Annotated in this window: 11 protein-coding genes; 3 read left to right on the top strand and 8 right to left on the bottom strand. The window is 75.8% G+C overall.

The window, feature by feature from the left end; genetic code table 11:
• Nucleotides 1-185: 185 nt before the first annotated feature.
• Nucleotides 186-953, top strand: coding sequence for a response regulator transcription factor (locus tag ACTJIY_RS17855; RefSeq protein WP_353707409.1), 768 nt, complete (start codon nt 186-188; stop codon nt 951-953).
• 94 nt (nt 954-1,047) lie between these two features.
• Nucleotides 1,048-2,586: a sensor histidine kinase gene (locus tag ACTJIY_RS17850; protein ID WP_440697248.1), complete on the top strand. Its 1,539-nt coding sequence runs from the start codon at nt 1,048-1,050 to the stop codon at nt 2,584-2,586.
• A gap of 15 nt (nt 2,587-2,601) precedes the next feature.
• Here the strand turns inward: ACTJIY_RS17850 and ACTJIY_RS17845 are convergent, their stop codons facing one another.
• From ACTJIY_RS17845 to ACTJIY_RS17825, 5 genes are read right to left on the bottom strand one after another with little or no spacing between them, the layout of a single operon-like run.
• Nucleotides 2,602-4,581: an HlyD family efflux transporter periplasmic adaptor subunit gene (locus tag ACTJIY_RS17845; protein WP_440675098.1), complete on the bottom strand. Its 1,980-nt coding sequence runs from the start codon at nt 4,579-4,581 to the stop codon at nt 2,602-2,604.
• A complete protein-coding gene (locus ACTJIY_RS17840) occupies nt 4,574-5,521 on the bottom strand; it encodes a hypothetical protein (protein WP_440675097.1) in 948 nt (315 codons plus the stop codon). The genes ACTJIY_RS17845 and ACTJIY_RS17840 overlap by 8 nt, the downstream gene beginning before the upstream one ends.
• Nucleotides 5,522-5,570: 49 nt before the next feature.
• The gene (locus ACTJIY_RS17835; protein ID WP_440675096.1) at nt 5,571-6,788 is read right to left on the bottom strand and encodes an ABC transporter permease; all 1,218 of its coding nucleotides are present in this window, start codon (nt 6,786-6,788) and stop codon (nt 5,571-5,573) included.
• Nucleotides 6,785-7,531, bottom strand: coding sequence for an ABC transporter ATP-binding protein (locus tag ACTJIY_RS17830; RefSeq protein WP_439159205.1), 747 nt, complete (start codon nt 7,529-7,531; stop codon nt 6,785-6,787). The genes ACTJIY_RS17835 and ACTJIY_RS17830 overlap by 4 nt, the downstream gene beginning before the upstream one ends.
• Nucleotides 7,528-8,775: an efflux RND transporter periplasmic adaptor subunit gene (locus ACTJIY_RS17825; RefSeq protein WP_440675095.1), complete on the bottom strand. Its 1,248-nt coding sequence runs from the start codon at nt 8,773-8,775 to the stop codon at nt 7,528-7,530. The genes ACTJIY_RS17830 and ACTJIY_RS17825 overlap by 4 nt, the downstream gene beginning before the upstream one ends.
• Before the next feature lie 457 nt (nt 8,776-9,232).
• Here ACTJIY_RS17825 and ACTJIY_RS17820 point away from each other — a divergent pair, with 457 nt between their 5' ends.
• On the top strand, nt 9,233-9,946 hold the full coding sequence (locus ACTJIY_RS17820) for an anaerobic ribonucleoside-triphosphate reductase activating protein (RefSeq protein ID WP_253052356.1): 714 nt from the start codon (nt 9,233-9,235) through the stop codon (nt 9,944-9,946).
• Between the two features lie 70 nt (nt 9,947-10,016).
• On the opposite strand, the gene ACTJIY_RS17815 is transcribed toward ACTJIY_RS17820, so the two are convergent.
• The 3 genes from ACTJIY_RS17815 to ACTJIY_RS17805 all read right to left on the bottom strand — a co-directional run bounded on the left by ACTJIY_RS17815 (nt 10,017) and on the right by ACTJIY_RS17805 (nt 12,401).
• A complete protein-coding gene (locus tag ACTJIY_RS17815) occupies nt 10,017-10,640 on the bottom strand; it encodes a GyrI-like domain-containing protein (RefSeq protein ID WP_440675094.1) in 624 nt (207 codons plus the stop codon).
• A gap of 89 nt (nt 10,641-10,729) precedes the next feature.
• The gene (locus ACTJIY_RS17810; RefSeq protein WP_253052352.1) at nt 10,730-11,755 is read right to left on the bottom strand and encodes an alpha/beta fold hydrolase; all 1,026 of its coding nucleotides are present in this window, start codon (nt 11,753-11,755) and stop codon (nt 10,730-10,732) included.
• A 37-nt stretch (nt 11,756-11,792) separates the two neighbouring features.
• Nucleotides 11,793-12,401, bottom strand: a complete 609-nt coding sequence (locus tag ACTJIY_RS17805) for a TetR/AcrR family transcriptional regulator (protein ID WP_253052350.1) — start codon at nt 12,399-12,401, stop codon at nt 11,793-11,795.
• Nucleotides 12,402-12,598 lie beyond the last annotated feature (197 nt).

Genomic DNA, 12,598 nt, shown 5'->3' with positions numbered 1-12,598 from the left:
CGGCCGCCCGCGGCCGACCCCGGCCGACCTCGGCCGACCCACCCCGAACCCGGGGTCGCTCCTCGATCCACCTCCGGATCGAGGAGCGACCCCGGGTTCGGCGCGCTGGGGTGCAGCCCTCAGGACCTAGGTGACTCACAGGTTCGGCTCAGGCGCGTCACCGGGTCAGGGAGGAGGCTGGTTCCATGACCGCAGCCACCGCCCCCGTCGGCCGTCCCGACCAGCCCCGCCTGACGCGCCCGGACGGCTCGCCCGTCCGCGTGCTCGTGGTCGACGACGAGCCCAACCTCGCCGAGCTGCTCACCTCGGCGCTGCGCTACGAGGGCTGGGACGTGTCCACCGCGCTCGACGGGAGCTCCGCGATCCGGACCGCGCGCGAGACCGATCCCGACGTCGTCGTGCTCGACGTCATGCTCCCCGACATGGACGGCCTCACCGTGCTGCGACGCCTGCGCGAGCAGGAGGCCCGGAGGCCGGTGCTGTTCCTCACGGCGCGCGACGCCGTCGAGGACCGCGTCGCCGGCCTCACCGCGGGCGGCGACGACTACGTGACCAAGCCGTTCAGCCTCGAAGAGGTCGTCGCGCGCCTGCGCGGGCTGCTGCGCCGGGGCGGCGCCACCGCGCGCGAGGACTCGGTGCTCGTCGTCGGCGACCTCGAGCTCGACGAGGACGCGCACGAGGTGCGCCGCGCGGGCGAGGAGGTCCGGCTCACGGCCACCGAGTTCGAGCTCCTGCGCTACCTCATGCGCAACCCGCGCCGCGTGCTCTCCAAGGCGCAGATCCTCGACCGCGTCTGGAGCTACGACTTCGGCGGCCAGGCGAACATCGTCGAGCTCTACGTCTCCTACCTGCGTCGCAAGATCGACAAGGGCCGCGAGCCCATGATCCACACGCTCCGCGGCGTCGGCTACGTGCTCAAGCCCGCGGCGGGCGCGGCCGACGCCGGTGCCTGAGCCGTCACGGGCCGGGACGGCCCCGGCGCAGGGGACCGGGACACCGGGCCCGGCCCGCCGACGTCCCACCGCGCTGCGGCGACGGCTCGTCCTCGTGGTCGCCGGTGTCGTCCTCGTCGTGACCGTCGGGCTCGCCGCCGCCTCGACCGCGGCGCTGCGCACCCAGCTCGTCACCCAGGTCGACCACGAGCTCGAGCAGGCGAGTCAGCGGCTCGCGCAGGGGCCCGGGGTCCTGCCGCCGGGCAGACAGCTCCCTGACGACGCGACGGGCACCCCGGCCCCGTCGCCCAGCAGCCTTCCCGACGGCGACGACCCGGCACGCCTGCCTGCCGGCATCGGTCCGGGGAGCGCGCTCGTGCGCTACGCCGACGGCGAGATCGTGCTCGCGGAGTACGTCTCGCCGACGCTCGAGCGCGTCACGCTCGACGAGGCCCAGATCGCCACGCTCGAGGCCGTGCCGGCCGACGGCAGGGCGCACGACGTCGACCTGCCGGACCTCGGGTCGTTCCGTGCCGTGCACCGGACGACGGACGACGACCAGCCCGTCGTCGTCGCCTCGAGCACGACGACCGTCGACGCGACGGTCGAGGACTACGTCTCCGTCCAGGTCGCGCTCGGCGCCGCGGGCCTGCTCGCCGCCGTGCTCCTGGGCACGTGGCTCGTGCGGCGCTCGCTCCGGCCACTCGACGACGTCGCCGCCGCGGCGAGCCGCGTCTCCGAGCTGGAGCTCGCGCAGGGCGAGATCGACGCGATCCCGCGCGTCCCGGCCGACCTCACCGACGAGCGCACCGAGGTCGGGCAGGTGGGCGCCGCGCTGAACCGCATGCTGGAGAACGTCGAGACCTCGCTCCAGGCGCGCCACGACTCCGAGACCCAGGTGCGGCGGTTCGTCGCCGACGCGAGCCACGAGCTGCGCACCCCGCTCGCCTCCATCCGCGGGTACGCCGAGCTCGTGCGCCGCTCCCCCGACGACGTCCCGCCCGCCACCGCGCGCTCGCTCGACCGCATCGAGTCCGAGGCCGTCCGCATGACGGGGCTCGTCGAGGACCTCCTGCTCCTCGCGCGGCTCGACGCCGGCCGCCCGCTCGACCGCGCGCCCGTCGACCTCGCCGGCCTCGCCGTGGACGCCGTCATGGACGCCCACGCCGCCGGGCCCGACCACGACTGGGACCTCGACCTGCCCGGCACCGGCGACCTGGACGTCGACCTCGCCACGGACCTGCCCGACGCGCGCGGCGAGGACACCGACGAGGACGTCGACCTCGAGGTCCTGGGCGACGAGGCGAGCCTGCGCCAGGTGCTCGCGAACCTCCTCGCCAACGCGCGCACGCACACCCCGCCGGGCACCCACGTCGCGGTACGGCTGACGACCGACGGCGAGGACGTCGTGCTCACCGTCGCCGACGACGGCCCCGGCGTCCCGCCGACCCTGCGCCCGACGCTCTTCCGGCGCTTCACGCGCGGCGACGACGCCCGCAACCGCACCGGCGGCTCCACCGGCCTGGGCCTCGCCATCGCCGACGCGATCGTCACCGCGCACGGCGGCACGATCACCGTGACGTCGGCGACCGCGGACGAACCCGACCCCACCGGCACGACCTTCACCGTCCGCCTGCCTCGCGGGTCCGGATGACCTGGATCGACGTCCTCATCCGCCGGTGCGGGAGAAGCCACCCTCAGGGAAGCCCCCCTCGGGGAAGCCTCCTTGGGGGAAGCCTCCCTGGGGGAAGCCGCTCTGCCCCTCGGACCCGCCCAGGCCGGCGAGCCCGCTCGACTCCTCGTCGTCGGGCACGAGCTCTCGGGCCAGGTCGGCCAGCACGACCTCGTCGCCTGCGGCGAGGCCCTCGGTGACCTCGGTGACCTCCGGCCCGACGGCGCCCGTCGTCACCGTCACGGTGCGCACGCCGTCGCCGTCGAGCACCCGGACCGTGCGCGCCGGCCCGTCCGCGGCCACGGCGGACGTCGGGACGACGAGGACGTCGCTCACCTCGGCGACCGCGATCGTCGCGGACGCGGACGCGCCCTCGGGCAGCTCGCCGTCGACCGCGTCGAGCGCGACGGCCGCGGCGTACGACGGGGTCGAGGTCTGCGAGTCGTCGAGGATCCCGATGCTGCTCACGGTGCCGGTGTACGCACCGCCCGTGGCGGGAACGGTCGCGGTGACGGCCTGGCCGACCTCGACCGCACCCACCTCGGCGAGGTCGAGGGTCGTCGTGAGCACGTAGCCGCCGTCGCCGAGGACGGTCACGGCCGTGTCGCTCGTGCCGACCGACGCGCCCGGGGCCACGTCCACCTGTGCCACGGTCCCGGAGATCGGCGCGGTGAGGGTGCCCGCCGCCGCGGCCGCGGCGGCGATGTCGAGCTGCCGCTCGGCCACGCTGACGGCCGCGCGGTCGGCGAGGATGCGCTCCGCGGTCACGGTGCCCGACGACGTCCCGTCGCCCCTGGTCGTCGCGGATCCGCCCGACGGCGCGCCGCCCGCGGCCGACCCGACGGCCCCGGTACCGCCGCCCGAGAGATCCGGGGTCGCCCCTGCGCCCCCGCCCGAGGGGGCGGCTCCGCCCGCGGGGGACGCACCGCCGTCGGCGCCCGTCCCCGCCCCCGTGCCGGCCCCGGCATCAGGTGCCCCACCGGCGCTGCCGGAGCCGCTCCCCGGACCGGAGGCGTCGAGGAGCGCCGCCACCGCGGCGTCCAGCTCGGCGGAGCTCTCGCCGAGCGTGGTCACGGCGTCGTCGAGGTTCGCCACGAGGTCCCGCAGGGCCGTCTGCGCCGCTCCGGTCGTCTGCTGGGCGCCGTCGGTCGCGGCGAGGGCCTCCTGCGCGGAGACGATCGCGGCGACGCACGCGGTCAGCTCGTCCTCGGTCACGGCGGCGTCGGCGGTTCCGGCCACGAGGACCGCGGCGCACGGGCCCTGGTCGCCGGTCGCGGCGGCGACCGCGTCGCCCGAGGTGCCCAGCGCCGCGGTGCCGGCGAGCAGGGCGTCCGCGACGGACTCGTACCCCGCGAGGAGCGCCTCCTGCGCCGTCTGCACGGCCGTCCGTGCGTCGGCCAGCGCGTCGAGCGCGGTGGTGACCGCCTGCTCGGCCTCGCTCGACCCACCGGCGGCCGTGAGCGTCACGGCGCGCGTGCCCGCACCCGTCGTGCTGACGAGGAGCACGGACCCGCCCGCGGAGGTACCGGCCCCGACCGCGCCCGCCCCGGAGGCGGACGTCACGCTCGCCGTCGAGCCCGAGCCGGCCGACTGGGCGTCGAGGTCGTCGGCGAGGGTCTGCTGCGCCTCGGCAAGGGTCTCGTTCGCGTCGTCGACGGCGTCCTGCAGCGTGTCGGCGTCGAGCGTGGCGAGGACGTCACCCGCCTCGACGCGGTCGCCGGCGGCGACGTCGACGGTCACGACGGTGCCCGACGCGCCGAACGTCACGTCGGCGCGGCTCGCGGACGCCACGGTGGCGCTGACGGACACCTGCTGCGCGACGTCACCCGTGGCGACCGTCGCCGTGCGGTACTGCGCGGCAGCAGGCCGCAGGGCGACGGCGGCGCCCCCCGCGCCCAGCACGGCGACCGCGACGCCCGCGGCGACCCACCGGTGGCGCCGCGACCGGCGGCGACGACGAACGACCGCGTCACGCATCGCGACCGTCCTCGTCCTGGCCACCGCGCACGCCGGGGAACCCGCCCCGGCCGCCGGGGAACCCGCTCGTGCACCCGTCGTCGCCGGGAGCGGAGACGCTCAGGCTCGTCGCGGCGAACGCGCTGCCGTCCTCGCTCTCGCCCTGGGCGGTGACGCACTGCCCGACGACGACGTCGTCGCCCGTGCCCGCGCGCTGGACCGTGTAGGTGGTCGCGTCGTCGACCGAGACGGTCTCCTCGGAGGTCTCCCCCTCGGGCGAGGTCGTGCGCACCGTGATCGTGGAGCCGTCGACCGCCGTCACGAGGCCCGTCGTCAGACCGCCGAAGCCTCCACCCGGCCCGCCCTCGCGGTCCGGCGCGCCCGACGGCATGTCGGTCGGTGCGCCGTCGGGCATCTCGGGCAGGTCGGACGGCATGTCCGTCGGCGCGCCCTGAGGCCGCTCACCGCCACCGGGGAACCCGCCACCGCCGAACCCTCCGAAGCCGCCGGTGCACTCGCCGTCCACCGGCTCGCTCACGGCGACGCTCGTGGCCGCGTCTCCCGCCGAGTCCTCGGTCTCGTCCTGCGGCAGGGAGCCGGTCACCGCCAGGACGCACGACCCGACGGTCACGTCGGTGAGCGCGCCGTCCACCGTGACGCTGATCGTGGTGTCGTCGGACCAGACGACGGCGGTCTGCGACTCGTCGTCCTGGACCTGCGCGGTCGTCCCGTCGACGGCGGCGATCTCGCCCGAGACGCCGGGGGCACGGCCGCCGCGGCCCTGTGACGCGCCCTCGGACACCGCGCCCTGGTCGGCCGCGGCGTCCGACGGTGAGTCGTCGGGGGTCGCGGCGTCCGAGGCGGAGCACGCCGTGAGGGCGAGCGCGAGGCCGAGGCCGCCGAGCGCGACGAGGACGTCGCGAGGCCGGCCGGTGCGGGGGCGCGTGGTGCGCGAGGTCATGGAGCTCTCCAGGTGTGCGTGTCGAGGATCGGGAGGGAGCAGGGCGGGGTCACTCGCTGCGCAGCGCGTCGATCGGGGCGAGGCGCGCGGCACGGACGGCGGGATACACGCCGAACACGAGCCCGATGGCCAGGGCCACGGCGATCGAGCCGCCGACGGCGAGCGGCGAGACCACGATCGAGGAGCCCAGCGCGGCCGGGAGGGCGAGCGCCGCGACGACGCCGAGCAGCGCGCCGACGAGGCCGCCGGTGACGCCGAGGATCGACGCCTCCGTGAGGAACTGACGGCGGATCGCGCCGGGCGGCGCACCGAGCGCCTTGCGCAGGCCGATCTCGCGCGTCCGCTCGGACACGGACACGAGCATGATGTTCATGACGCCGATGCCTCCGACGAGCAGCGACAGGCCGGCCACCCCGGCCAGCAGGACCGTGAGCGTGCGGTACACCGACGTCGCGGTGGACACGAGCGAGTCCTGGGAGTCGATCGTGAAGTCGGCGGCGTCCGCGCTCGACGCGCCGTGCAGCGCGAGGAGCAGCGACTGCGCCTCCTGGTAGGCGGCGGAGATCGCGTCGGTGTCGGTCGCCTTGAGGTAGATCGTGCTGACCGACGTGTTCGTGCCGCCCGTGATCGCCGACGTCATCGCCGACATGGACACGACGGCGACGTCGTCCAGGTTCGCCGACGCGCTCGACCCGGCGGCCTCGAGAACGCCCACGACGTCGAACGTCGTCCCGGCGATGCTCACGGTGCGGCCGACGACGTCGGTCGTGCCGAACAGCTCGCTCGCGGTCTCGGGGCCGAGCACGACCTCGTCGGTCGAGGCGACGTCGACGAACGCGCCGACCGCGACCTCGCGCGAGCGCACCTCGAGCCAGTCGTCGGTGACGCCCGTCACGGTCGTCGTCCAGTTGGCGTCGCCCGCCTCGAGCGACTGCGACGACTCCTTCTCCGCGGCCACCGCCGCGACGTCGGGCACCGCGACGTCCGAGGCGAGAGCCTCGGCGTCGGCCACGGTCAGCGTCGACGCGGAGCCGAACCCGCCGCGGATCCCCGAGGAGTCGGTGGAGGACCCGGGGGTGACGATGAGCAGGTTCGACCCGAGCGAGCTGATGTCCTCGGAGACGTCCTTCTGCGTCCCCAGACCCAGCCCGACCGTGAGGATGACGGCGGCGATGCCGATGAGGATGCCGAGCACCGTGAGCAGCGAGCGCATCGTGTGCGCGCGGATCGCGTGCCACGCCGTGGCGGCGGTCTCGGTCCAGCTCATGACGCCACCACCCGCTCGTCCGACGTCACGAGGCCGTCGAGCACGCGCACGACCCGCCGGGACCGCTGCGCGACCTCGTGCTCGTGCGTGATGAGGACGATCGTGCGGCCCTGCGCGTGCAGCGCGTCGAGCAGGTCGAGCACGTCGGCGGTCGAACGGGAGTCGAGGTTGCCGGTCGGCTCGTCCGCGAGGACGAGCGCCGGCTCGCCGACGAGCGCCCGCGCGACGGCGACGCGCTGCTGCTGGCCGCCCGAGAGCTGGCCGGGCCGGTGCGCGGTGCGGTCGGCGAGGCCGACGCGGGCGAGCGCCTCCGCGGCCCGCTCGCGGCGCTCCGCCGAGGCCACGCCCCGGTACACGAGCGGGAGCTCGACGTTGCGCAGCGCGGAGAGCGACGGCAGCAGGTTGAACTGCTGGAACACGAAGCCGATCTGCTCGTTGCGCACGCTCGCCAGGTCGGTCTCGTCCAGGTCGTCGACGTCGTCGCCCGCGAGCCGGTACGTGCCCGAGGTGAGCGTGTCGAGGCAGCCGAGCACGTTCATGAGCGTCGACTTGCCCGAGCCCGACGGCCCGACGATCGCGACGTACTCGCCGCGCTCGATCCGGAGGTCGACGCCGCGCAGCGCCTCGAACTCGAGGTCGCCCGTGCGGTAGGTCTTGCGCGCGCCGCACAGGTCGATGACCGGCGAGGAGCCCGGCTCGGCCGGGAGACCCGCGAGACCGACCTCGCTCGTCGCGGCGGTCACGAGTTCCCCCCGCGGCCGGGGAAGCCGCCGGCGGGCAGCTGCGAGGGATCGAAGCCCTCGGGGAACCCGCCCTGGCCGCGCCCGGGCATCTGGGACGGGTCGAAGCCTTCCTCCCCGCCCTGGCCGCGTCCGGCGCCCGGGGTGAACGCGGTGTACTGCACGGTGTCCCCCTCCGACAGGCCGGACACGATCTCGATCATCTGGCCCGACGACTCACCGGTCTCGACGACCTGCTCCGAGGTCGACCCGTCCCCGTCCACGAGCGTCACGACCGAGGCCCCGTCGTCGTTCGTCGAGACGGCGGCGGCCGGCACGGAGAGCACGTCGGTGCGGCGCTCGGTGACGATCGAGACGTCGACGCTCACGCCGTCGTGCAGGCCCTCGGGACTGCCGGTGACCGCGACCGTCACGGGGTACGCGACCGCGCCCTGCGTCGTGGAGGGCAGGCGCCCGATCTCGCTCACGGTGCCGAACACCGTCTCGGCGAGGTCGTCCGACGTCATCTCGACCTGATCTCCCGTCTCGATCGCCGCGACGTCGGACTCCCCGACGCTCACCTCGACCGTCCACGCGTCGGTCCCGACGATGGTGAACGCCGCGGTGTCGGACGAGCCGGACGACGAGGTGCCGGTCGACCCGCCGCTCGACGTGCCGGGCATCGCTCCGGCACCACCCTGGTCGGCCGCGCCGGTCGACCCGGACGAGCCCGTGCTCGACGACGGGCCCACCGTGTCCCCCACCGCGACGCCGACCGACGTCACCAGACCACCCACCGAGGCGGTGAGCGTCGCGTCGGACATCGCCGCCGCGGCCTCGTCGTACGCCTGCTGCGCGACCGCGACGGCGGACTCGCGCGCCTCGACGGCTGCCTCCGCCGCGTCGCTGCCGTCGTCGGACTCCCGCGCGTCCGCGAGGTCGGCCTGCGCCTGCGCGAGGTCCGCGTTCGCCCGCGCGAGCGCGGCGTCGAGCTGCAGGGTGTCGATCGTCGCGAGCGTCTGACCCGCCTCGACCGTGTCGCCCGCGGCGACCTCGACCGACTGCACGGTGCCCGACGCCGCGAACGACACGTCCTCCCGCACGCTCGGCGTGAGCGTCCCCGTCGTCGTCACGGTCCGCTCGAACGTCGCCGTGCTCGCCTGCGCGGTGGTCGGCTGCAGGGCTCCCGCCTCCGGGGCCGACGACGCGCGCGGCCGCAGGACCGTGAGGTAGACGACCAGCGCGGCGACCACGAGGACGGCGATCACCCCGACCACGACCGCCCGCCGGCGGGGCCGAGGCCCGCGCAGCCGCCGCGTCAGCCGGCCACGACGGGTGCCGCGGTCGTCGCTGGTCCCCGGCGCCTCGTCCGGCTCCGGTGGATCGGCGGGCCTCGTCCCCGACTCCGTGGTGGGCACGGACGACCGCGAGCGTTGCAGCAGCACCCTCGACTCCCAGGATCGATGCCACCCCGACGGGTGGCGGATGACCAGGACGCTAGGGAGCGCGACTGGGACGGGAGTAGCGCGCGGCTATGTCCTCCCTGTGAACCCGCCCGCGGCGGCGGGGCGACGACCGGGGGACGCCGTCGTGCGCCGCGCAGGTCGGGACCTTCGGCCGGTCCGGCGCACCGGGCGGCGGCGCTACGTTCGAGGTCCTGGCAGCGCGGCGGGCGACCCCGACCCGTCGGACTGCTGGGCCGTCGTGCGTCGGAAGGAGCCGCCGATGACCCGCCCCGGCCTCGTGGTCGCCGGACTGAACCGGTTGTCCGTCACGGACTGGCCCGGGCGGAGGGTGGCGACGGTCCTCACCCAGGGCTGCCCGTGGCACTGCGGGTACTGCCACCACCCGGGACTGTGCGCGGTCGCGGCCCACGGCGCACCGCCGCCCGGGGACACGGTCCCGTGGTCGGAGGTCGTCGCGTTCCTCGCCCCGCGCCGTCGGCTGCTCGACGGCGTCGTCTTCTCGGGCGGCGAGCCGACGCTCCACCCCGGCCTGCTCGGCGCGATCGACGACGTGCGCGGCCTCGGCCTCGACGTCGGGCTGCACACCGCCGGCCCCTGGCCGGCCCGGCTCGCGCGGCTCCTGCCGTTCGTGGACTGGGTCGGGCTCGACATCAAGCACCTGCCCTCGCGCTACCCGGTCGTCACGGGGACGATCCCGTCCGGGCGCCGCGCGTTCGAGGCGCTGACCGTGCTGCTGCGCTCCGGCGTCGACCACGAGGTGCGCACCACGGTCGACCCGAGCGTGCACTCGCGCACCGAGCTCCTCGCGCTCGGCACGCACCTGCGCCGCCTCGGGGTGCGCGAGTGGGTGCTCCAGGAGGCCGCGCCGGACGGCGCGTCCGCCGCGTGGACCCGCGCGCTCGCGGGCCGCCGGCTCGCCGACGTGCTCGACGAGACGGACCTCGCCTGGGCACGACGCCGGTCGGCCGCCTGACCGCGGGTGGTCGCTGCCCAGGTAGCGCGAGGCAGAGCCCTGGTAGCGCGAGGTAGAGGCCTGGTCGTCGTCAGACCGGGCGGACGGGTTGGCGCAGCACCGTGCGGAGCCTCGCCGGGTCCGTGCGTCGCACGTCGCTCAGGTAGATCTCGTGGTGCGGACCGGCGAACGTGAGGCCGTGCTCGGGCAGGTAGACGTCGTGCAGCTCCGCGAGCACCGGGCCCTCGTCGTCGTACGTCCCGACGTGCAGGGTCTGCACGGACCGGCCCTCGGTCAGGCTCGTGCGCCGCACGAGGTCGAGCGCGGCCGGTGCGTCCTTCTTCGCGCGGACCGTCTCCGTGGCCGCGACGACGAGGTCCTCGTCGACCCAGTCCGGCTGGAGCACCAGCAGCGTCCAGCGCCACGCGCCCTTCTCCCGCCGCACGAACGTGCCCGGGTCGTCGGCCGTCCACAGGCCCTCCAGCGGACCGACGACGTAGTCGCGGCCCTCCCGCTTGCTCGCGAACTTCACGGCGTACGCGAGGGAGAAGAGCGCCTCGACCGCCTCGCCGTAGGCGGGCGACGTGTTCGGGTCGCCCTCGCCGTCGACCGCGAGGTAGGCGAGCGTCGGGACGTCCACCTCGACGAACCTCCCGCGCGGCGGGGCGTACAGGTCGCGGTGCAGCGCCTTGAGGTCCACCTTGTCCGAGGGCATGGCCCGACGCTACCCGCCGCCCCCGACGCCGGCCTGCCCGCGCCGTCGTGCGGGCCACGGGCACCCGACCCCGGCCTGACGCGACGGGCTCAGGCTCCGCGGCGCGCGAGGTCGGGCTCGACGGGCGTGTCGGGGCGCAGCGGCGTCACGTAGTCGACGACGGCCCGCACGACCTCGGGGTCGCGCAGCAGCCGGTGGTGCCCGAGCCCGTCCGTCGTGAGGAGCTCGCCCTCGGGCCATGCCGCGGCGAGCGCCGCCCCGACGGGGTACGGGACCTCCTTGTCCGCGCGGTCGTGCACGACGAGCGCGGGCGGGACCGGGTGGGTGCGCAGGGTCTCGCGCACGTCCAGCTCGGCCAGCGGACGGCCCGCGACGTCGGAGAGCAGGCCCCGGAGCAGCTCGCGGGTCCGGCGCGAGAGCCGGAGCACGTCCGCGAACCCGTCGAGCTCGCCCAGCACGTCGGCGATCGCCGCGACGAGCACCAGCCGACCCGCGGACAGCCCGTCGCGGACCGCGAGGACGGTCGTCGCGGTGCCCAGCGAGTGCGAGACGACCGCTGCGGGCTCGCCGTGGGACCGGACCACCGTCGCGAGCGCGTCCGCGAGCTCGGGCATGGTGCTGCGCCGCCGGCCGAGGCTGCCGGGACCGGAGTCGCCGTGGCTCGGCGCGTCGAACGCGACGACGCGGTAGCCGGCTGCACGGAGCGGCTCGACGAACGCGCCGAGCTGGCCGCGCCACCCGCCCCACCCGTGGGCCAGGTAGACGACGCCGACCTCGGTGGGCGCACGGGTGCCCGCCGGGTCGCCGTCCGGGCTCGTCGCCCCCTCGCCGCCGGTCGCGGCCCACGTCTCGACGACGACCCGCGACCCGGCGGCCGTGGTCACCGTGGTGAGCGTGCCGGGGGCCGTGCGGTCGTCGCGGCGCCGCCCCGCGCCGTCGGGCGGCGTGCACCAGAGGTCGAGCGCGAGACGCGCGGCCCGGCGCGGGGAGACCGCCTGGAGGACGGCGAGGCGCGCGCGGACGACCGCGAGCCGCAGGGCGGCCTTGCGCCGTCGCGCGGCGCGTCGCCGGTCGGCACGAACGGTCGTGCTTTTCTTCGAGCCTGGGACGCCCACGGCGGTTCCTCTCGGTCGGCGGTGCAGACGGCGGGGGTCAGCGGACGGGGAGCGGCGCGGTCGTGCGCGCCGCGTCGAGCAGCGCCTCGAACGCGCGCCGGGCGCGCTCCTCGGCGAGCGGGTCGGCCATGAGGACGTGCGCGTGGTTCACCCCGAGCATGACGCCGTAGAGGTCCGAGGCGAACTGCTCCGGGTCCGCGTCGGCGCGGAACCCGCCCTCCGCGACGCACGTGCGGAAGACCTGCGCGACGGCGTCGCAGAGGTCGCGGTGGTCGCGCACGAGCTGGTCCCGGACGGGGCCCTGCTGCGCGGAGAGCTCGGTCGCCGCCTTGACGAACAGGCAGCCGCCGGGGTCCTGGCGCAGGTCGCACGCGAGCCACCCCTCGAACAGCGCCCGCATCCGCGGCTCGCCGCGGGGGGTGCGCAGCGCGGGGGCCACCACCGTGTCGATGAACTCGGCGCGCGCCTGGCCGAGGACGGCGAGCTGGAGCGACTCCTTGGAACGGAAGTGCGCGTACAGGCCGGACTTCGACATGCCCGTGGCCGACGCGAGCTCGCCGATGGTGAGACCGGTCAGCCCGACGCGGTACGCGGCCTCCACGCCACGGTGCAGGATCACCTGCCGCGTCTCGTCGCCCTTGGTCATCCGGTGAACGTAGCACGATCGTGCGGAAAGGGGGAGGGCCCGCTCGGCGCGGGACGGAGCGACGCCCACGCTCAGAACGACGAACGGCCCCACCCGTGCGGGTGAGGCCGTTCGTCATGAGGTGCGCCCGAAGGGATTCGAACCCCCAACCTTCTGGTCAGGAGCCGACGACTGGCCGGAGCTCGACGAGGAGGCGA

Origin of the sequence: Cellulosimicrobium sp. 22598, from assembly GCF_052044445.1 — a bacterium.
Lineage (GTDB): Bacteria > Actinomycetota > Actinomycetes > Actinomycetales > Cellulomonadaceae > Cellulosimicrobium > Cellulosimicrobium cellulans_G.
Note: the sequence above shows the minus strand (reverse complement) of the source record. Positions and strands in the feature narration are given on the sequence as shown.

Excerpts from the sequence above, each read along its gene's own strand:
- ACTJIY_RS17805 (WP_253052350.1), bottom strand. The coding sequence starts at position 12,401 with ATGACCAAGGGCGACGAGACGCGGCAGGTGATCCTGCACCGTGGCGTG.
- ACTJIY_RS17815 (WP_440675094.1), bottom strand. The coding sequence starts at position 10,640 with ATGCCCTCGGACAAGGTGGACCTCAAGGCGCTGCACCGCGACCTGTAC.
- ACTJIY_RS17840 (WP_440675097.1), bottom strand. The coding sequence starts at position 5,521 with ATGACCTCGCGCACCACGCGCCCCCGCACCGGCCGGCCTCGCGACGTC.
- ACTJIY_RS17820 (WP_253052356.1), top strand. The coding sequence starts at position 9,233 with ATGACCCGCCCCGGCCTCGTGGTCGCCGGACTGAACCGGTTGTCCGTC.
- ACTJIY_RS17835 (WP_440675096.1), bottom strand. The coding sequence starts at position 6,788 with ATGAGCTGGACCGAGACCGCCGCCACGGCGTGGCACGCGATCCGCGCG.
- ACTJIY_RS17845 (WP_440675098.1), bottom strand. The coding sequence starts at position 4,581 with ATGCGTGACGCGGTCGTTCGTCGTCGCCGCCGGTCGCGGCGCCACCGG.
- ACTJIY_RS17855 (WP_353707409.1), top strand. The coding sequence starts at position 186 with ATGACCGCAGCCACCGCCCCCGTCGGCCGTCCCGACCAGCCCCGCCTG.